Origin of the sequence: Serratia ureilytica (assembly GCF_013375155.1) — a bacterium.
GTDB classification, from domain to species: Bacteria; Pseudomonadota; Gammaproteobacteria; order Enterobacterales; family Enterobacteriaceae; genus Serratia; species Serratia ureilytica.
Genome location: NZ_JABXOF010000008.1, coordinates 185,321 through 204,339, shown reverse-complemented (window position 1 = coordinate 204,339; position 19,019 = coordinate 185,321). Strand labels below are relative to the sequence as shown.

Annotated in this window: 15 protein-coding genes and 1 pseudogene; 8 read left to right on the top strand and 8 right to left on the bottom strand. The window is 61.1% G+C overall.

What is annotated here, in order from left to right:
• Positions 1-94: 94 nt before the first annotated feature.
• Positions 95-328, top strand: coding sequence for a type II toxin-antitoxin system Phd/YefM family antitoxin (locus tag HWW83_RS16175; protein WP_004940455.1), 234 nt, complete (start codon positions 95-97; stop codon positions 326-328).
• Positions 325-711, top strand: coding sequence for a type II toxin-antitoxin system VapC family toxin (locus HWW83_RS16170; protein WP_033651066.1), 387 nt, complete (start codon positions 325-327; stop codon positions 709-711). Before HWW83_RS16175 ends, HWW83_RS16170 begins: the two co-directional genes overlap by 4 nt.
• Here HWW83_RS16170 and licT read toward each other — a convergent pair.
• The 3 genes from licT to sbcD form a co-directional block, all read right to left on the bottom strand.
• Entirely contained in the window at positions 708-1,556 is an 849-nt protein-coding gene (gene licT / locus HWW83_RS16165) for a BglG family transcription antiterminator LicT (protein ID WP_089194346.1), read from the bottom strand. The two genes, HWW83_RS16170 and licT, sit on opposite strands and share 4 nt — an antisense overlap.
• A 231-nt stretch (positions 1,557-1,787) precedes the next feature.
• Positions 1,788-5,039, bottom strand: coding sequence for an exonuclease subunit SbcC (gene sbcC, locus HWW83_RS16160; protein WP_176589420.1), 3,252 nt, complete (start codon positions 5,037-5,039; stop codon positions 1,788-1,790).
• Positions 5,036-6,268, bottom strand: a complete 1,233-nt coding sequence (sbcD, locus tag HWW83_RS16155) for an exonuclease subunit SbcD (protein ID WP_033651069.1) — start codon at positions 6,266-6,268, stop codon at positions 5,036-5,038. Before sbcD ends, sbcC begins: the two co-directional genes overlap by 4 nt.
• Positions 6,269-6,483: 215 nt before the next feature.
• Between sbcD and phoB the strand changes: the two genes are divergently transcribed.
• The 5 genes from phoB (at position 6,484) to proY (ending at position 12,773) form a co-directional block, all read left to right on the top strand.
• Positions 6,484-7,173 carry a phosphate response regulator transcription factor PhoB gene (gene phoB, locus HWW83_RS16150; protein ID WP_004940438.1) on the top strand — a complete coding sequence of 230 codons (690 nt, stop codon included), beginning with the start codon at positions 6,484-6,486 and terminating at the stop codon, positions 7,171-7,173.
• Between the two features lie 24 nt (positions 7,174-7,197).
• Positions 7,198-8,514, top strand: coding sequence for a phosphate regulon sensor histidine kinase PhoR (gene phoR / locus HWW83_RS16145; RefSeq protein ID WP_004940434.1), 1,317 nt, complete (start codon positions 7,198-7,200; stop codon positions 8,512-8,514).
• Between the two features lie 14 nt (positions 8,515-8,528).
• The gene (locus tag HWW83_RS16140; protein WP_089196640.1) at positions 8,529-9,491 is read left to right on the top strand and encodes a PstS family phosphate ABC transporter substrate-binding protein; all 963 of its coding nucleotides are present in this window, start codon (positions 8,529-8,531) and stop codon (positions 9,489-9,491) included.
• Positions 9,492-9,976: 485 nt separating this feature from the next.
• Entirely contained in the window at positions 9,977-11,293 is a 1,317-nt protein-coding gene (gene brnQ, locus HWW83_RS16135) for a branched-chain amino acid transport system II carrier protein (protein WP_021504688.1), read from the top strand.
• Positions 11,294-11,366: 73 nt separating this feature from the next.
• Complete coding sequence (proY, locus tag HWW83_RS16130; RefSeq protein ID WP_033644203.1) at positions 11,367-12,773, top strand: proline-specific permease ProY; 1,407 nt, start codon at positions 11,367-11,369, stop codon at positions 12,771-12,773.
• 45 nt (positions 12,774-12,818) lie between these two features.
• On the opposite strand, the gene HWW83_RS16125 is transcribed toward proY, so the two are convergent.
• From HWW83_RS16125 to HWW83_RS16110, 4 genes and pseudogenes are all read right to left on the bottom strand, one after another.
• Positions 12,819-13,106 (bottom strand): HigA family addiction module antitoxin, encoded by a 288-nt coding sequence (locus HWW83_RS16125; RefSeq protein WP_025160069.1) that lies wholly within the window; start codon positions 13,104-13,106, stop codon positions 12,819-12,821.
• Positions 13,106-13,385: pseudogene (locus tag HWW83_RS16120) on the bottom strand (type II toxin-antitoxin system RelE/ParE family toxin). Before HWW83_RS16120 ends, HWW83_RS16125 begins: the two are co-directional and overlap by 1 nt.
• Positions 13,386-13,470: 85 nt before the next feature.
• Positions 13,471-13,740, bottom strand: a complete 270-nt coding sequence (locus HWW83_RS16115) for a hypothetical protein (RefSeq protein ID WP_046688349.1) — start codon at positions 13,738-13,740, stop codon at positions 13,471-13,473.
• Positions 13,741-13,872: 132 nt separating this feature from the next.
• The gene (locus HWW83_RS16110; protein ID WP_046688350.1) at positions 13,873-15,129 is read right to left on the bottom strand and encodes a mechanosensitive ion channel family protein; all 1,257 of its coding nucleotides are present in this window, start codon (positions 15,127-15,129) and stop codon (positions 13,873-13,875) included.
• A gap of 246 nt (positions 15,130-15,375) precedes the next feature.
• On the opposite strand from HWW83_RS16110, the gene malZ reads away from it, so the two are divergent.
• Positions 15,376-17,199, top strand: coding sequence for a maltodextrin glucosidase (gene malZ / locus HWW83_RS16105; RefSeq protein WP_176589419.1), 1,824 nt, complete (start codon positions 15,376-15,378; stop codon positions 17,197-17,199).
• Positions 17,200-17,252: 53 nt separating this feature from the next.
• Here the strand turns inward: malZ and ggt are convergent, their stop codons facing one another.
• On the bottom strand, positions 17,253-19,016 hold the full coding sequence (ggt, locus tag HWW83_RS16100; RefSeq protein ID WP_046688352.1) for a gamma-glutamyltransferase: 1,764 nt from the start codon (positions 19,014-19,016) through the stop codon (positions 17,253-17,255).
• Positions 19,017-19,019: the final 3 nt, after the last annotated feature.

The following is a 19,019-nucleotide window of genomic DNA, read 5'->3' as shown; positions in this document are numbered from 1 at the left end:
ACAAAGCGCGAGGCTGCTCGCGCTTTAAACCCTTCACTGTACAAAAACTGGACGGCGCTTTATGCTTTAGCTAACTTAGCTAAGGAGGACGCGTATGCCGATTCAGGCCAATATGCACGAAGCCAAATCCAATCTGAGCCAGTTGGCGGACAGAGCCGCGGAGGGAGAAACCGTGATTATTGCAAAAGCAGGGAAGCCGTACGTACAGCTGGTCGCCATCAAGGGGGAAGCGCGCCGCCCTGGCGCCGCCAAGGGCAGGTTCACCGTGCCGGCGGATTTCAACGCCGGGGATGCGGCCATTGCGGCGTTGTTTGAGGGCGATGAATGAAGCGCCTGTTGCTGGATACCCACGCGTTGCTGTGGTGGCTGATCGACGACGCCTGCCTGGGCGTGAACGCCAAAAGGCAGATCGCCGATCCGGGCAATGCGGTGTACGTCAGCGCGGCCAGCATTTGGGAGATCTCGATCAAGCAGGCGCTGGGCAAACTGGCGCTGCCGGAAGACATCTTTGCGATCATCGAGGCCGAGGATTTTCTGTCTTTGCCGATGGACGCCTTTCACTGCCAACAGGCCGGGCAGCTGCCGCCCCATCATCAAGATCCTTTCGATCGCATGCTGATCGCACAGGCGCAGGCCGAGGGGCTGACGCTGATCTCCGCCGACGCGGTGTTTCCGCAGTACGGCGTGCGGGTGGCGGACGCCCGCCGTTAAGCCGGCTTTTCCTCGCTTTCGCTGCGCACCCGTTCGATATGAATGGTCAGAAACATCATCTCTTCCGTGGTGAGCTGATGCTGATAGTGCTTTTCGATGTGGCGGTTGATCTTACCGGCGCAGGCGAATGACTCGGGGTACTTCTCTTTCACCACCTGATACAGCGAATCGTCGTCGCTGTCGACGTAGTTTTTCCCCAGCAGCCGTTGGGCGAAAAATTTCAAGTGGGTGACGAACCGGTGGTAGCTCAGGGCTTCCTCATTGTAATCAAAGCGGAAGTGGTATTTGACCAGGTTGAGGATCTCTTGCATCACGCGGGTGATGTGCAGCGTGTTGTGCATCTCGTCGTTAAGCTGAGCGTTGACCAGGTGTAGGGCGATAAATCCGGCTTCGTCTTCCGGCAGCGCGGTATCCAGCCGTTGGGCGATCAGGGCCAGCGCCTCCAGCCCGACGGCGAATTCGGCCGGATAGAGTTTTTTAATCTCCCACAGCAGCGCATTTTTGATATCCAGCCCTTGCGCATGGCGCTGCAGGGCGAAGTGGATGTGATCGGTCAGCGTGATGTAGACGATGTTATGTAGCTTGCCCGGCAGGCGTTCGCGGGCGAGGGTGATGATTCTGTCGGCGGTGGTGACGCAGGCCAATGGGATCTCGGCGAGCAGCTCTTTATAGCGCTCGGCGATTTCTCCGCCGTTATGGGTGAAGACCTTTTCGATCAGGCTTTCGTCCAGCGTATCGCCGGGCTTCTTTTTAAAGCCGATTCCTTTTCCCATCACCACCGTCTCTGCCTGACGGTCGTCCAGCGTAATCACCACGTTATTATTGAGTATTTTAGCGATTTTCATGGTTTTTCCCGGTGTTTCAGCATCCTGAAAACGAAAAAACCTGACGCCCGGAAGCGATCCCGGGCGTCAGGTTTTGCCTGTATTTTATCTTTCTGCCCTGCGGCCTGAGCGGCGGAGGGGATACAGTAACAATCCTGTTATGCCTGCATAATAACCCGTGCTCGCCGCGGCTCAACGCTTTTCACCGCGGAGTGCCGCCACGGTCACACTTCTGCGCCGCGCGCGGCGGGATCATTCCAGCCTGAAGTGCGCCTCCAGCCGGCTGACGCCAAGCCCGTTGACCTTTTTCACCTTGATTTGCACCGGAATACGCTCTTTCATCGCCTCGACGTGGCTGATCACGCCAATGGTTTTACCGGAAGCATTCAGGCTGTCCAGCGCGTCCAGCGCGGTATCGAGGGTTTCGGCGTCCAGCGTGCCGAAGCCTTCGTCGAGGAACAGCGAGTCGATGCTGGTTTTGTGGCTAACCAGATCGGACAACGCCAGCGCCAGCGCCAGGCTGACCAGGAAGCTCTCGCCGCCGGACAGGGTGCGGGTATCGCGCAGCGCATCGGCCTGCCAGGTGTCCACCACCTGCAGCTCCAGCGCGTCGCTGGTTTTGCGCTGCAGCAGGTAGCGCCCGTGCAGCCGGCCGAGCTGCCGGTTGGCCAGATAGACCAGATGATCGAGCGTCAGCCCCTGAGCGAAACGGCGGAACTTGTCGCCTTCTTTCGAGCCGATCAGCTGGTTGAGGTAGCTCCAGTCGTCGTAGTCTTGCTGGCTGCGGGCGATTTGCTCGAACAGCGCCTGTTGATTGAGACGACGGACGGCGTCGCTTTCCAGCTGGTTGCGCAGTTCGCCCTGGCTCAGCTGCAGCGCCTTCAACTGCTGTGCCAGCTCGGCCAGCGATTGGGTGAGCGCGTCGAGATCCGCGTTGGCTTCATCCACCCCTTCAGGGAGGTTCAGCCGATGCTGCTCCAGCGTTTGCGTCGCCTGAGTCAGCAGGGCCGCAGCCTCTACCTGCCGCTGTTGCAGTTGCTCTTTGCGCTGCTGCAATTCGCGGCGCAGGGCGTCGTCCAGCAGCGCGGCGGCGAAGGCGGTTTCATCGGCGAATTCGCTGTCGGCCAGCGCCTGCTGCCATTGCTGCTGCGCCTGCTGCAGCCGTTCCTGCATTTGGGTGTGCTGTTGTTGTAACCCGGCCTGTTGGCCGGCCAGGCGTTCGCGCAGCTCCTGCGCCTTTTGCCACTGCTCGGCGGCCTGCAAGCAAGCCTGTTCACAGGCGGTTTGTTTGGCGCGCAGCTGTTCCCGCACCTCGGCGACCCGCTGTTCGCCGAACAGCGCCAACCGCTGCGTACGCCGCTCGGCGAGGGTTTTCTCGCCTTCCTGCCAGCGTTGTTGCAGGTCTTGCTGCTGTTGCAGGCTGTCGGCATGGGTTTTCTGCAGCAGCGTAAAGCGCTCTTCGAGCAGCGCCAGCTGTTGCTGCGCCTGCTGCTGCTGCGTTTGCAGAGCGGCGAGCGCGTCTTTTGCCTGCTGTACCGCCTGCGCCGCCTGTTCATGCTGCTGCAGCGCCTGTTGCCCGCGCCGTTCTTCGTCGTCGCAGCCGTTCAGCCAGGCGCTGAGTTGCTCGCCATCCGCCAACGTAAAGTCGAACGCCAGCGGTGCGCTGAGCTGCCGCCACTGCTGCTGTTGGGCAGCCAGCTGCTGTTCATCCTGAGCGATGGTTTGCTGTTGGCGCTGCAACTGCTGTTGCAGGTTGTCGTAACGGGCTCGCAGCTCGACGCCTTGTTTTTGCAATGCTTCGGTCTGGACTTTCATTTGCTCCAGACGTTGCGCAGTTTCTGACAGTTTTACCTCTTGGTATTGCTCTACCGCCGGATGCTCGCATGAGCCGCACAGCGGGCAGGGGGCGCCGGGTTGCAAACGGGCGCGCTCGGCCTCCAGACCCACGATCCGTTGTTCCAGCGCATAGGTTTTTTCAACATCGGCCTGGTGTGCTTTCTGCTGCTTAAATTGCTGACGGATGAGTTCTAGCTGTGGCTCCAACTGGGTCAGTTCATGTTGACCGATGTTTAGCTCTTGCCGCTGCTGTTCCAGCCGTTTAACGATTTGCTGCGACAAAGAGGATAGAGTAAACAGCTGCTGGCGCGTTGGGCGCAGGTCTGCCAGGGCGCTCAGGCGCTGGCGCAGCGGGGCCAGCGGCGTTTTCGCCTCCAGTGCCTGCTGCTGTTGCTGTTGAGCGGCCAGCGCATCACTCAGCGCATTCAACTGCTGCTGAAACTGTGCGGCCTGCGTTGTCAGCTGGCTGCGCTGAGCGGTGAGCTGCTCCAGCGTCGTTTGCTGCTGGGCGCACTGCTGCGCGGCGGCATCGACGGCCTGTCGCCGTTCGGCCTGTGTCGACTGCAGTTGGGCTATTTGGTGGTCAAGCGGAGCGACTTGCTCATCGATCAGCTGTTGCTGCTGCCGCATATGCTCGGCATGGGTTTGCTGCGCCAGGCGGGCTTTTTCCACCGCCTGCTGCAGCGGTGCCAGCTGCGCCGAGTGCTGTTCCTGTTGCTGCGTCAGCTGGGCAGCCTGCTGTTGTATCGTTTGTAGCTCGGTGCGGCAGCGATCGCGTTCGCCGCGCAGCGGCCGCAATTTCTCGGCCGGTTCGCTGAGCGCCAGCCGCTGCAACTGCGGGGCGGCCTCGGCCTGCTCGCGCTGGGCGGTTTCCAGCCGCCGTTGACCCTCGTTTTGCTGTTGCCGGAGGCGTTGCCATTGCTGCAGCCAGCTCAGCGCCTGTTGCTGTTGCTGAGTTTGCTCGCCGAGAGCACTTTCCTGCGCGCTCAGCGCCGTCAGCTGTTCAGTCAGGGAGTGGCGCTGTTCATCATTCAGCAACTCGATGCCGCTGGCGCGCTGGTGCAACGCATCCAGGTCGGTTTTGGCCTGCTTGTGCGACTCGAACACCTGTTCGGACAACCGCCCGTAGATTTCGGTGCCGGTCAGCTCTTCCAGCAGCTCGGCGCGATCGTTGGCGTCGGCGTTGAGGAACGCGGCAAACTGCCCTTGAGACAGCATCATCGATTTGGTGAAGCGGCCGAAGTCCAGCCCGGTGATGGCGGCGGTGATCTCCAGCTTGTCGCGTACCTTATCCGCCAGGATCTTGCCGTCCTCGCGGCGCGCCAGTTCGACCTTCGGCGCCTGCAGATTGCCGTCCGGCGCATTTTTGGCGCGGCGCTGGCTCCAAAAGGCGCGATAGCCGATGCCCTTGACCTCGAATTCGACCTCCGCCAGCGACTCGGCGGTGTGGCGGGTCATCAGCTCATTCTGGCTCGGCGTGACGTTGAGGCGCGGCGTTTGGTGATACAGCGCCAGGCAAATGGCGTCCAGCAGGGTGGTTTTGCCCGCGCCGGTCGGGCCGGTAATGGCGAACAGGCCGTTGCTGGCGAAAGGCTCGGCGGTGAAGTCAATTTTCCATTCGCCCTGCAGCGAGTTGAGGTTTTTTAACCGCAGGCTGAGGATCTTCATGAATTCGTCTCCTCGGCGTTATGCTGCACCGCCTCGACCACCTGGCGGAACATCTGGCGCATCCGCTGTTGACGCGTTTCGGGCATCTCAGCCTCCTGCGCCAGGCGCCGTTCGAACACTTCGTTGACGCTCAGCTCGTTCAGCGTTTCCTTATCCTGCTGCGCAATCGCCTGGCGGCGCTGCTCTTTGCTGCGCCGTAGCAGCACCACTTCCACTGGCAGCTCATCCGCCAGCAGCTGGATGCGGCGCTGGATGTCGCTGAGGTAGTCCTGCGTCGCCACTTCGATATCCAGCCACACCGGCCGCTCGCCGGCATAGTCGGCAAATTGCCGCAGCTGCCGTTCGATCTCGGCCAGATCGCCTTTGATCAGCTGCATGGGCTGGAACTGCGGGATCGTTAACGCGTCAACCCGCTGCAGGGTGCCGTCGGCGAAATCCACCAGGAAGACGCTTTTGGCTTTGCCCAGCTCATCGAAGCTGAGCGGGATCGGCGAGCCGCTATAGCGAATATGCTCCGATTTGGCGACGTTCTGCGCGCGGTGAATGTGGCCCAGCGCGATATAGTCGGCGGGCGGGAAAGCCTGCGCCGGGAAGGCGTCGAGGGTGCCGATATAGATGTCGCGCACCGAGTCGGAGGTGGTGACGCCGACGGTGGTCAGGTGGCCGGTGGCGACGATCGGCAGCGGCAAGCCCAGCTGGTCGCGGCGCTCGCAGGCCGCCTGATACAGCGTCTGATAATGTTCGGCGATGGCTTCCTGCAGCGCCTGCTGTTTCTGTGCGCCGGATTCGCCGGCGCGGCTGGTGAGCAGATCGCGCGGCCGCAGGAACGGAATGGCGCACAGCACCGCGCCCGGCTGGCCGTCGCGCCGGTTCAGCACCACGATTTGCTGTTCCGGAGCGCCCTGCGCGCTGGCGATCACCGTGGTGTTCAGGCAGGAGAGTAGCTCCCGCGATTCGTTCAGCGTCGCCACCGAGTCATGGTTGCCGCCCAGCACCACCAGCTGGCAGCCGGTGCGCTGCAGTTCCACCACGAAGCGGTTGTACAGTTCGCGGGCATAGCTGGGCGGTGAGCCGGTATCGAACAGATCCCCGGCGACGATCAGCGCATCCACCTGCTGCTGCTCGATCTGCTCGATCAGCCAGTTCAGAAAAGCCTGGTGCTCGGCGGCGCGGCTTTTGGTGAAAAAGTACTGGCCAAGATGCCAGTCAGAGGTGTGGATCAGGCGCATGACACTCCCGGATGCAAAGATAATGGCGATGATTATAAAGGCCGCGGCGGCGGCTGTCCCGGCGCAATGGCGATGACCATGGAATGATTTTTCTTTGCGCCGGGAAATAATCGCTATGCTTACTGCCTATAACAGCCGGTTTTTTTCATAAAAGTGTCACAAAACTGACGCATAATGGCGCCCGAAAAGTCGCTAACACATTGGCAGGATTGACGATGGCAAGACGCATACTGGTGGTGGAAGACGAAGCGCCGATCCGTGAGATGGTGTGCTTTGTGTTGGAACAAAATGGTTACCAACCGTTGGAAGCCGAGGATTATGACAGCGCCGTGACGCGTCTGTCTGAGCCGTTCCCTGATTTGGTGTTGCTTGACTGGATGTTGCCCGGGGGTTCCGGCATTCAGTTTATCAAACATATGAAGCGCGAAGCGCTGACCCGCGATATCCCGGTGATGATGTTGACCGCGCGCGGCGAAGAAGAAGACCGGGTACGCGGCCTGGAAGTGGGGGCGGATGATTACATCACCAAGCCGTTCTCGCCCAAGGAGCTGGTGGCGCGCATCAAGGCGGTCATGCGCCGCATTTCACCGATGGCGGTGGAGGAGGTGATTGAAATGCAAGGGCTGAGCCTGGACCCGTCCTCCCACCGCGTGATGGCGAACGATCAGGCGCTGGACATGGGGCCGACCGAGTTCAAGCTGCTGCACTTCTTTATGACCCACCCGGAGCGGGTTTATAGCCGTGAGCAGTTGCTTAATCACGTCTGGGGCACTAACGTTTATGTGGAAGACCGTACCGTTGACGTGCATATCCGTCGGCTCCGCAAGGCGTTAGAAACCAGTGGGCATGATAAAATGGTTCAAACCGTTCGGGGCACCGGCTACCGGTTCTCAACGCGCTACTGATCGCGCTGCGCTGGAGAATATGCCGTGTTAGAACGTCTGTCGTGGAAGAGGCTGGCTCTGGAGCTGGCTCTTTTTTGTTTGCCCGCCTTACTGCTGGGGCTGATTTTCGGTTATCTGCCCTGGTTCCTGCTGGCCTCCGCGCTGGCTGCGCTGGTGTGGAATTTCTACAACCAGCTCAAACTCTCCCATTGGCTGTGGATCGACCGCAGCATGACGCCGCCGCCCGGCCGCTGGAGCTGGGAGCCGCTGTTTTATGGCCTGTATCAGATGCAGCAGCGCAACCGCCGCCGCCGGCGCGAGCTGGCGCTGCTTATCAAGCGTTTTCGCAGCGGGGCCGAATCGCTGCCTGACGCGGTGGTGATGACCACCGTCGAGGGCAACATCTTCTGGTGCAACGGGCTGGCGCAGCATCTGCTCGGCTTCCGCTGGCCGGAAGACAACGGCCAGCACATCCTTAACCTGCTGCGTTATCCGGAATTCAGCCACTATCTGCAACAGCAGGAGTTTTCGCGTCCGCTGACGCTGCAGTTGAACAACGAACACTACGTCGAATTCCGCGTGATGCCGTATTCCGAAGGGCAGTTGCTGATGGTGGCGCGCGACGTCACCCAGATGCGCCAGCTGGAGGGCGCGCGGCGCAACTTCTTCGCCAACGTCAGCCATGAGCTGCGCACGCCGCTGACGGTGCTGCAGGGCTACCTGGAGATGATGGGCGACGAAGAGCAGGACGGTTCGCTGCGCAGCAAGGCGCTCAGCACCATGCAAGAGCAGACCCGCCGGATGGACGGGCTGGTCAAGCAACTGCTGACGCTGTCGCGCATCGAGGCGGCGCCCAATGTCGACATGAACGAGCGGGTGGATATCCCGCTGATGCTGCGGGTGTTGCAGCGCGAGGCGCAATCGCTGAGCGGCGGCAATCATGAGATCACCTTCCGGGTGAACGAACAGCTCAACGTGTTCGGCAATGAAGACCAGTTGCGCAGCGCGGTGTCTAACCTGGTGTACAACGCGGTCAACCACACGCCGAAGGGCACCCATATCGAAGTGAGCTGGCAACAGACGGCGCATGGCGCGCAGTTCCAGGTCAGCGACAACGGGCCGGGCATCGCCGCCGAACACCTTCCGCGCCTGACCGAGCGTTTTTACCGCGTCGACAAGGCCCGCTCGCGCCAGACCGGCGGCAGCGGGCTGGGGCTGGCGATCGTCAAGCACGCGCTCAGCCATCACGACGCGCGGCTGGAGATCCTCAGCGAACCGGGGATCGGCACCCGCTTTATCTTTACCTTACCCAATCGGTTGATTGTTCCCGCCGCTTTATCAGAGAATGCGGTGAAAAATTAACGCGAGACACCGGTATGACCCGAATAACCCGAGGGCTGTTGCTTTGCCTGGCGCTGCTGGCCGGACGCGGCGCGCTGGCGCAGCCCGACGGCATGCTGGCGGGCAACCTGTCCAGCGTCGGTTCCGACACGCTGGCGAATCTGATGGCGCTGTGGGCGCAGGATTTCAGTCAGCATTACCCCAACGTTAACCTGCAGATCCAGGCCGCCGGTTCGTCGACCGCGCCGACCGCCTTGGCGGCGGGCGCCGCGCAGCTGGGCCCGATGAGCCGGCCGATGAAGGCGGCCGAGGTCTCGGCGTTCGAACACCGTTACGGCTATGCGCCGCTGGCGGTGCCGGTAGCGGTGGATGCACTGGTGGTGTTGGTGCATCAGGACAATCCGCTGCGCGGCCTCAATCTGCAGCAGCTCGATCGCATTTTCTCCGCCACCCGGCGCTGCGGCGAAAGCAAACCGCTGACGCGCTGGGGCGAGCTGGGGCTGAGTGGCGACTGGGCGACGCGTTCGCTGCAGCGTTTCGGCCGCAACTCGGCGTCCGGCACCTACGGCTATTTCAAACTGCGTGCGCTGTGCGGCGGCGATTTTATGCCGCGCGTCAATGAGCTGCCCGGCTCGGCCTCGGTGGTGCAGGCGGTGGCCGGTTCGCTCAACGGCATCGGCTACGCCAGCATTGGCTTTCGCGCCAGCGGCGTGCGGCTGCTGCCATTGGCGGAGTCGGGAGAGGACTATGTCGCGCCTACCGCCGCCAACGTGCGCAACGATCGCTACCCGCTGTCGCGCTATCTGTATATCTACATCAACAAAGCCCCCCATCAACCGCTGGAGCCGCTAACCGCCGCGTTCCTCGATCGCGTGCTGTCGACACCAGGCCAGAGCCTGGTCAACCATGACGGCTATCTGCCGCTGCCGCCGGCCACCCTGCAGAAGACCCGTCAGGCGTTAGGGCTGCCACCGCTTGCGTCTGCAACGATGCAATAAGCGACAAAAATCGGCGTAATTTTCGCCTTTTTTTACGGCCAAACGGAGCTTATGCCACGCGAAAATCGGGCATTTATTGGCGTTTTCGCGCGATAAAGAGATATATGCTTCACGTTTCGTGAATTTGCTGTTCAAAAATGATACAAATCATGTAGTGTATATTTATTGATAGCCAATATGATCGACTGGTGGCTAAAGTTTATATGGTTGATAGCTCTGCTTTTCGCCGTGCGTCTTGCCTTGAAGCGCTATAAACGTTTACCTTAGCCCTCGTTGTCGGATTAAACCTCCATTTTTATAACTCCTAAAATTTTGCCCATCTTCATGAGCGGCCACTTTCGAATAGGGACATAAACGCCGGATCAACTGCGTTTAGGGTGCTTATTTGGCGCTGCAACGATCGGGCATGCCGGCAACCGGGTGGGGCGTCACGCCACCACGCAATCGGACACTATTTTTCATTTGAACAGGCAACACGACATCGTATGAGTCATCGTTTAACGTCAAAAGATATCCTGGCACTGGGCTTTATGACCTTTGCCTTATTCGTCGGGGCCGGGAACATCATCTTCCCGCCGATGGTCGGCTTGCAGTCCGGTGAACACGTCTGGACTGCGGCGCTGGGCTTCCTGATCACCGCCGTCGGTCTGCCGGTCATCACCGTCATCGCGCTGGCGCGCGTCGGCGGCGGCATCGACGCCCTCAGTTCGCCAATCGGCCGCGGCGCCGGCTTGCTGCTGGCGACCGTCTGCTACCTGGCCGTCGGCCCGCTGTTCGCCACGCCGCGCACCGCCACCGTGTCCTTCGAAGTGGGCATCGCCCCGCTGACCGGCGACGGCGCCATGCCGCTGTTCATCTACAGCCTGGTGTACTTCGCGCTGGTGATCGGCATCTCTCTGTATCCGGGCCGCCTGCTCGATACCGTCGGCCATGTGCTGGCGCCGCTGAAGATCGTCGCGCTGGCCGTACTGGGCATCGCCGCGCTGCTGTGGCCTGCCGGTGCGCCGATTCCGGCGACGACGGCTTATCAGAGCGTGCCTTTCTCCTCCGGCTTCGTTAACGGCTATCTGACCATGGATACGCTGGGCGCGCTGGTGTTCGGCATCGTTATCGTCAACGCGGCGCGTTCGCGCGGCGTGAAAGACGCCGGTTTGTTGACCCGCTACACCATTCTGGCCGGTTTGATCGCCGGCGTGGGCCTGACGCTGGTGTACCTGAGCCTGTTCAAACTGGGTTCCGGCAGCGGCGCGCTGGTGCCGGACGCCACCAACGGCGCGGTGATCCTGCACGCTTACGTTCAGAACACCTTTGGCGGCCTCGGCAGCTTCTTCCTGGCGGCGCTGATCTTCATCGCCTGCATGGTGACCGCGGTGGGCCTGACCTGTGCCTGCGCCGAGTTCTTCGCGCAATACCTGCCGTTCTCTTACAAGACGCTGGTGTTTATTCTGGGCCTGTTCTCGATGGTGGTGTCCAACCTCGGCCTGAGCCACCTGATCCAGATCTCCATTCCGGTGCTGACCGCGATTTACCCGCCGTGCATCGTGCTGGTGGTGCTGAGCTTCACCCTGCGTTGGTGGCACAGCGCGCCGCGCATCATCGCGCCGGTGATGCTTGTCAGCCTGTTGTTTGGTATCCTTGACGCGGTGAAAGCGTCCAGCTTCCAGCAGCTGCTGCCGGCCTGGACCACTCACCTGCCGCTGGCGGAGCAGGGGTTGGCATGGTTGCCGCCTTCGCTGCTGATGCTGGCGCTGGTCGCGATTTATGATCGGGTGTGCACGCGTTCCCAAGTGACCGCGCACTGATAATCCCCCGGCTTAATCTAGGGCCACGGACATGTCCGTGGCTTTTTTACGTTTAAAACTATGGGTCATTTTCATGCAACAACAGTCACCCACCACTGTCCCCGACAATAAGCTGAAACGCGGCCTCAGTACGCGTCATATCCGCTTTATGGCGTTGGGGTCGGCCATCGGCACCGGGTTGTTCTACGGCTCGGCGGACGCCATCAAAATGGCCGGTCCGAGCGTGCTGCTGGCTTACCTGATCGGCGGCATCGTGGCCTTCATCATCATGCGTGCACTGGGGGAGATGTCGGTCAACAACCCACAGGCCAGCTCGTTTTCCCGCTACGCGCAGGACTACCTCGGCCCGATGGCGGGTTACATCACCGGCTGGACTTACTGCTTTGAAATCCTGATCGTCGCTATCGCCGACGTGACCGCTTTCGGCATCTATATGGGGGTCTGGTTCCCGGAAGTGCCGCACTGGATCTGGGTGCTGAGCGTGGTGCTGATCATCGGCGCCATCAACCTGATGAGCGTCAAGGTATTCGGCGAGCTGGAGTTCTGGTTCTCGTTCTTCAAGGTCGCCACCATCATCATCATGATCGCGGCCGGTATCGGCATCATCATCTGGGGTATCGGCAACGGCGGGCAACCGACCGGCATTCATAACCTGTGGTCGAACGGCGGCTTCTTCAGCAACGGCTTTATCGGCATGATCCTGTCGCTGCAGTTGGTGATGTTCGCTTACGGCGGCATTGAAATCATCGGCATCACCGCCGGCGAAGCCAAAGATCCGAAAAAATCGATTCCCAAAGCCATCAACTCGGTGCCGTGGCGCATTCTGGTGTTCTACGTCGGCACGCTGTTCGTCATTATGTCTATCTACCCGTGGAACCAGGTGGGCACCAACGGCAGCCCGTTCGTGCTGACCTTCCAGCATATGGGCATCACCGTGGCGGCGGGCATTCTCAACTTCGTGGTGATTACCGCGTCGCTGTCGGCGATCAACAGCGACGTGTTCGGCGTCGGCCGCATGCTGCACGGCATGGCTGAGCAGGGCCACGCGCCGAAAATGTTCAGCAAGGTGTCGAAGCGCGGCATTCCCTGGGTGACGGTGGTGGTGATGATGCTGGCGCTGCTGCTGGCGGTATACCTCAACTACATCATGCCGGAGAGCGTGTTCCTGGTGATCGCGTCCCTGGCGACTTTCGCCACCGTGTGGGTGTGGATCATGATCCTGTTCTCGCAAATCGCCTTCCGCCGCAGCCTGAGCAAAGAGCAGGTGAAGCAGCTGGCGTTCCCGCTGCGCGGCGGGGTGTTTACCTCGGTGCTGGCGATCGTGTTCCTGGTGTTCATCATCGGCCTGATCGGCTACTTCCCGACCACGCGCGTCTCGCTGTACGCCGGCCTGGTCTGGGTGGTGTTGCTGTTGGCGGGGTACTGGTTCAAGGTCAACCGCCAGAAAAAACGCGCGCTGCTGGCGACGCAGCAAGACTAAATGGAAAAACACCGGCTGAGGCCGGTGTTTTTTTAGGGGCAGGCGTCAAGCGAAGTCCAGCTTGCGCAGTTTGGAAACGTCGATGGACTGCCTGGCCTGCCACAGATCGTAAGCATCTTGCATTCCCATCCAGACCTGTTCGGAACTGCCTATTACGATGGACAGGCGGATGGCCATTTCCGGCGAGATATCGGATTTACCGCTGATCAGGCGTTGAACCGTAGACGGCGCGACGTCCAATGCTTTGGCCAGCGCGCGCGCGCTGAGATTCAGCGTTTCCATGGTTTCTTTGATCAACTCGCCAGGATGAGGAGGATTATGCATGCGGTTCATTAGTGATAGTCCTCATAATTCACGATATAAACATCACCCTCGACCAGTTCAAACGTGATGCGCCAGTTACCGGTCACGGTGACGGACCATTGCCCATTGCGAGCGCCCGTTAGCGGATGCAAGAAGAAGCCGGGCAGATCTACGTCATCAATCACTTTCGCTAAATCCAGCACGCTCAGCCGCAGCGCGATTTTTTTTCGCCTGTTTGGCGTCGATACCTGCTGTTGAACCGGTTTCGAAAAACTTTTTGAGTCCCTTATGCTTGAAGCTTCTTATCATCCTGATGGCTCCATGAGTGTTGCGCTATACGCATCATAGTAGGGTGTTGCGTATCACGCAACAAATTGGGGCGTTTTTTAACCCACTATGTCTGGCGTTTGTCTTCCGCTTCCTCATCCCCGGCGGCGCGCGCTTCGATGCGTATGCCGCCGTCGTTCAGGCGATCCTCCTCTTCCTCGCCGGCGCAGCGCGCCAGCACTTCGCGAATGTCCTGCAGGTTGCTGCTGAGGGCGCTCAGCGAAGGTTGCAGATTGCGGGGCATGTGGCTTTCATCCAGCAAAGCGTTGTGCAGGCAGCCGATAAACAGCAGGGTGGCCATCAGGGTAAACAGCCGATGACGTATCCGTTTCAGCAAGGGCTTTCCCTCTCGGTGGTGAAGGTGAGGGCGCATTAACGCCGTTTTCGCCGGGGAAAAGAAGGGGATGGAGATATCTGCTGGCAATTGAAAGCGAATAATTACCAGCAGACACAGTTACGTCAGCCGACGTCAGGAAGCGTTCGCGCTTTGTCGCAGCATGCCGCGCATGTCGTTGCCGGTCGGCGTCTGATGCACGCGCAGGCCGAACTCGTCGATCACCGCCAGGATATGGTCGAAAATATCCGCCTGAATGCTTTCGTACTCCGCCCAGACCGTGGTGTTGGTGAAGGCGTAGATTTCCAGCGGCAGGCCTTCCGGCGTCGGCGCCAGCTGGCGCACCATCAGCGTCATGTTCTGGTGAATGCGCGGGTGAGCACGCAGATAGGCTTCCAGATAGGCGCGCAGCGTGCCGAGGTTGGTCAGGCGGCGGCCGTTGAGCGGCGAGGCCAGATCGACGGCGATCTCCTGGTTATGCTGGCTCAGCTCCTGGGTCTTGACGTTCAGGTAGCTGTGCAGCAGCGGGTTGCGCTGCAGGCGGCGCTGTTCCTCTTCCGACAGGAAGTGCACGCTGCCGGTGTCGATATTCAGGCTGCGTTTGATGCGACGCCCGCCGGATTCCGACATCGAACGCCAGTTTTTGAACGAGTCGGAGATCAGCGCGTAGGTCGGTATGGTGGTGACGGTGTTGTCCCAGTTACGCACTTTGACCGTGGTCAGGCCGATGTCAGTGACCGCGCCGTCGGCGCCGTATTTCGGCATTTCCAGCCAGTCGCCGATCTTCAGCATGTCGTTGGCGGAGAGCTGAATGCCGGCCACCAGCCCGAGGATCGGATCCTTGAACACCAACATCAAGACCGCCGTCATGGCGCCCAGGCCGCTGAGCAGCAACAGCGGCGATTTGCCCATCAGCAGCGAGACGATCATGATGCCGATCAGGATCGCCGCCACCAGTTTCAGGCCCTGGAAAATGCCGCGCAGCGGCAGCTGATTGGAGATCGGACTTTGGCGCAGCAGCGCCAGCAGCGTATCCAGCAACGAGAACAGCGACAGCAGGGTGAAGGCGAGGATCCACACCTGCGCGGCGGTAACGATCACCGCCTGGGTGTGGCTGCCGCTCTGCAGCCACAGCGTCGCCTGGATGCTGATGATCACCCCTTGCAGCAGCAGCGCCACGCGCTGGAACAGTTTGTATTGGGTGATGGCCTGTTGCCAGACGCGCTGCGACTGCTGGCCGCGGCGCTGAAGGGCGGCCAACACCACCCGGTGCAGCACCAGGTGGATCACCACCGAGATCAGGACGATCAACCCCAAGACCATCAACAGCGACATCACTCCGCCGAATTCCAACCCAAATTGTTCCAGCCAGCGCGTTATCTGTTGTTGCATTACCGCTCCTTAAAAAATGCGCAAAAAATATCCTGTATGCTCAAAACGCGTTAGCCTAAGGGTTAACGTGCAGGATTTGTGCCTGTTTACCTTTTTTTACATCGAGTTAGCGTTATTTTTCGGTCTCCGCCCCCCGGCTCATCCCCGGGTTTTGCGGCCAGAGAGGAGGGGGAGTTGCACTTAACGTGGCATTGTTCGCTTCTTGAAGAACGCCGTCGATTTCGTTTGGTACAGCAGGAGAACAGTATGCTTAACGCCTGGCATCAACCGGTTCCGCCTTTTGTGGTGAAGCAAGGGCAACGTTTGGATATCACACTGTGGTTACAAGGGGATGAACTGCCGGAACGGGTGTTTTTGCGCGCCGAACCGGACAACGAAGAGTGGCTGTTGGTGATGAAAGCGCAGCGCCACGAGGGGATGCGGCGCTACCAGGCCAGCCTGACGCTGAATGAGGGCGAGCCGACGCGGCGTTACTGCTTCAAGCTGCTGTGGGCCGATCGCCAGCAGTGGTTCGGCCCGCAGGGCTGGTCGCCAACACCGCCGGGCCAGCTGGCGCAGTTTGCCGTCGACGAGCCCGACAACGGCCCCGAATGGGTGGCGGATCAGCTGTTCTACCAGATTTTCCCCGATCGCTTCGCCAGCAGCGGCGGCGAGCACGGCATCCAAAGCGGCAGTTACCGCCATCACGCGGCCGGTGCCGAGGTAATTCGGCGCGACTGGCAGCATCCGCTGGAGGATAGCCACGCCGCCTCGACCTTTTACGGCGGCGATCTGGACGGCATCTGCGCCAAACTGCCGTATTTGCAGCAGCTGGGCGTGACGGCGCTGTATCTGAACCCGATTTTTACCGCGCCGAGCGTGCATAAGTACGATACCGAGGACTATTACCAGGTCGATCCGCACTTCGGCGGCAACGCGGCGCTGCAGCGTTTGCGAGTGAGCACTCACAAGGTGGGCATGAAACTGGTGTTGGACGGGGTCTTCAACCACACCGGCGACTCGCATCCGTGGTTCGACCGCCATCGTCAGGGCGAAAACGGCGCCTGTCACCATCCCGATTCGCCGTATCGCGGCTGGTTCAACTTTTACCCGGACGGCCGCGCGCTCGACTGGAAAGGCAACGCCAGCCTGCCAAAGCTCAACTTTGCCGAGCCGCAGGTGGCGGAAGCGATTTATCAGGGGGAAGGCAGCGTGGTGCGCCACTGGCTGCGCCCGCCGTACAGCATCGACGGTTGGCGGCTGGACGTGGTGCACATGCTGGGGGAGAACGGCGGCGCCGCCGGCAACCTGCATCACCTGGCAGGCATCTATCAGGCAGTGAAGCAGGAGAACCCGCAGGCCTACGTCTTGGGCGAGCACTTCGGCGACGCGCGCCGCTGGCTGCACGCCGGCGTGGAGGATGCGGCGATGAACTATATGGGCTTCGCGCTGCCGGTGCGGGCGTTCTTGACGGGGCTGGACGTGGCCTATCACCCGGTACGGCTGGATGCCGCCGGGTGCGCGCAGTGGATGGACGGCTACCGCGCCGGGCTGCCGCACGGCCGCCAGCTGATCCAGTTCAACCAGCTGGACAGCCACGATACCGCGCGTTTCCTCACGCTGTTGCAGGGGAACGCGGCGCGCATGCAGATGGCGGCGGTGTGGTTGCTGAGCTGGATCGGCGTGCCTTGCCTCTATTACGGCGATGAGATTGGCCTGGACGGCGGCAACGATCCGTTCTGCCGCAAGCCGTTCCCGTGGGACGTCGGCGACTGGGATCGGCCGCTGCTGGCGCTGTTCCAGCGCATGGCCGCGCTGCGTAAACAGAGCCTGGCGCTGCGTCGCGGCGGCTGTCAGGTGCTGTACGCCAGCGGAGAAACGCTGGTGTTCGTGCGCCTGTATCAGCAGGAGCAGGTGCTGGTGGCGCTGCAGCGCGACGGCAGCGGCCAGGCGCAGCTGCCGCACAACCCGCTGTTGGCCCGCGGCCCGTGGCGGCGTGTGGAAGGGCGGGGAGAGTTGAGCGAAACGGCCGGCGGGCTGCGCCTGCAGCTGACGGAAGAATCGGCCACCGTGTGGCGCTGTGAAGGCTAAGGGAACTGCGGGGGCCGAAGGGCCCCCGCGATTAAGGTGAGTGGGCGTTTACATCAGTAACCGACCGCGGAGCCTGCCGGGCGACGCACGTCGTTGGCGCCGTACAGGTAACCTTCGCGCACTTTGCCGGAAACCGCCGAATCGTTGCCGGAGTTGGCCGGGCTGACGCCCGCCGCGCCCGGCAAACCGACCAGAATCAGTTCGGCGGCGCCCCACGGCGTTTGTTCGACCATCTTATAGCCCATGCCGCTCAGCAGTTTCAGCGTATCGGCGGAAACGCCGCGCTGTTCGTAGTACACCTCATCCGGCAGCCATTGGTGATGGATGCGCGGCGCGTCCACCGCTTCCTGCGGCGCCATGCCGTGGTCGATCACGTTCAACGCGGTCTGCAGGGTGATGGTGATGATGCGCGAACCGCCAGGCGAGCCCAGCACCATAAAGATCTTGTTGTCCTTGGTCACCAGCGTCGGGCTCATTGACGATAGTGGGCGCTTACCGGGGGCAATGCTGTTGGCGGTGCCCTGCACCAGCCCGTACAGGTTTTTCTCGCCCACTTTGACCGTAAAATCGTCCATCTCGTCGTTGAGGAAGAAGCCGGTGCCCGGTGCGATCACCACGGCGCCGAAGCGGCCGTTGACGGTATAGGTGGTGGAGACCGCGTTGCCGTCATGGTCGACGATCGAATAGTGGGTGGTTTCCGGCTTCTCATGCGGTTCCATACCGGGCTGCACGTTTTCCGACGGCGTGGCCTTGTCCGCGACGATTTTCTTGCGGATCTGCTCGGCGTAGCTCTTGCTCACCAGCCGGTCGATCGGGTTCTTGATGAATTCCGGGTCGCCGAGGTAGGTGTTGCGGTCCATGTAGGCATGGCGCATCGCCTCGGTCATGGTGTGAATGGCCGCCGCCGAGTTGAAGCCCATGCTTTTCAGGTCATAGCCTTCCACCACGTTGAGGATTTCGCACAGCGTCACGCCGCCGGAGCTGGGAGGCGGCGCCGACACGAACTTGTAGCCGCGGTAGCTGCAGGTGATCGGTGGGGTTTCGGTGACTTTATAGTTGGCGAAGTCGGCCGCCGTCAAAATGCCGCCGCCCTGTTTGGCCGCCGCCTCTACCGCCTGCGGGATCTTGCCTTTGTAGAAGGCGTCGGTTCCCCCTTTGGCGATGGCTTCCAGCGTATTGGCCAGATCGGTTTGCACCAGTTTGTCCCCCGGCTGCAGCGGGCTGCCGTCCGGGCGCAGGAAGATTTTGGCCGACTCGGGATCCTGTTTGAAGCGTGCAACGGTGGTGTCGAGAATATCGGTATCAGCGCGGGTCAGCACAAAGCCTTCGCGCGCCAGCTTGATCGCCGGCGCCAGCACCTGTTCGCGGCTCAGTTTGCCGTACTTCTCACGCGCGGTTTCCATTCCCAGCACGGTGCCCGGTACGCCGGCCGCCAGATAGCCGTACAGGCTGGCGTCTTTCTTCACCTTGCCGTCGGCGTCCAGATACATGTTGGCGCTGGCCGCCGCCGGCGCAGTTTCACGGAAGTTGATGAAGGTGTCGGTGCCGTCCGCCAGGTGGACGGTCATAAAGCCGCCGCCGCCGATGTTGCCGCAGCAAGGGTTAACCACCGCCTGCGCATAGCCCACCGCCACGGCGGCATCGATGGCGTTGCCGCCCATCTTCAGGATATCCACGCCGACCTGCGAGGCCAGGTGTTGCGAGGTGACCACCATGCCGTTTTTGGCTTCCACCGCCGGGTTGGATGCCGCATACAGGCTGCCGCTGACCAGCAGCGCCGCCATGGTCAGGGGTTTGCTCCATTTCTGTAAAAACATAGT

What these genes read in the sequence shown, in the direction of transcription:
- licT (WP_089194346.1), bottom strand. Translation starts at nt 1,556, where the DNA reads ATGAAAATCGCTAAAATACTCAATAATAACGTGGTGATTACGCTGGAC.
- HWW83_RS16140 (WP_089196640.1), top strand. Translation starts at nt 8,529, where the DNA reads ATGACCCGAATAACCCGAGGGCTGTTGCTTTGCCTGGCGCTGCTGGCC.
- proY (WP_033644203.1), top strand. Translation starts at nt 11,367, where the DNA reads ATGCAACAACAGTCACCCACCACTGTCCCCGACAATAAGCTGAAACGC.
- HWW83_RS16125 (WP_025160069.1), bottom strand. Translation starts at nt 13,106, where the DNA reads ATGAACCGCATGCATAATCCTCCTCATCCTGGCGAGTTGATCAAAGAA.
- HWW83_RS16110 (WP_046688350.1), bottom strand. Translation starts at nt 15,129, where the DNA reads ATGCAACAACAGATAACGCGCTGGCTGGAACAATTTGGGTTGGAATTC.
- HWW83_RS16170 (WP_033651066.1), top strand. Translation starts at nt 325, where the DNA reads ATGAAGCGCCTGTTGCTGGATACCCACGCGTTGCTGTGGTGGCTGATC.
- ggt (WP_046688352.1), bottom strand. Translation starts at nt 19,016, where the DNA reads ATGTTTTTACAGAAATGGAGCAAACCCCTGACCATGGCGGCGCTGCTG.
- sbcD (WP_033651069.1), bottom strand. Translation starts at nt 6,268, where the DNA reads ATGCGCCTGATCCACACCTCTGACTGGCATCTTGGCCAGTACTTTTTC.
- HWW83_RS16175 (WP_004940455.1), top strand. Translation starts at nt 95, where the DNA reads ATGCCGATTCAGGCCAATATGCACGAAGCCAAATCCAATCTGAGCCAG.
- malZ (WP_176589419.1), top strand. Translation starts at nt 15,376, where the DNA reads ATGCTTAACGCCTGGCATCAACCGGTTCCGCCTTTTGTGGTGAAGCAA.
- brnQ (WP_021504688.1), top strand. Translation starts at nt 9,977, where the DNA reads ATGAGTCATCGTTTAACGTCAAAAGATATCCTGGCACTGGGCTTTATG.
- sbcC (WP_176589420.1), bottom strand. Translation starts at nt 5,039, where the DNA reads ATGAAGATCCTCAGCCTGCGGTTAAAAAACCTCAACTCGCTGCAGGGC.
- phoB (WP_004940438.1), top strand. Translation starts at nt 6,484, where the DNA reads ATGGCAAGACGCATACTGGTGGTGGAAGACGAAGCGCCGATCCGTGAG.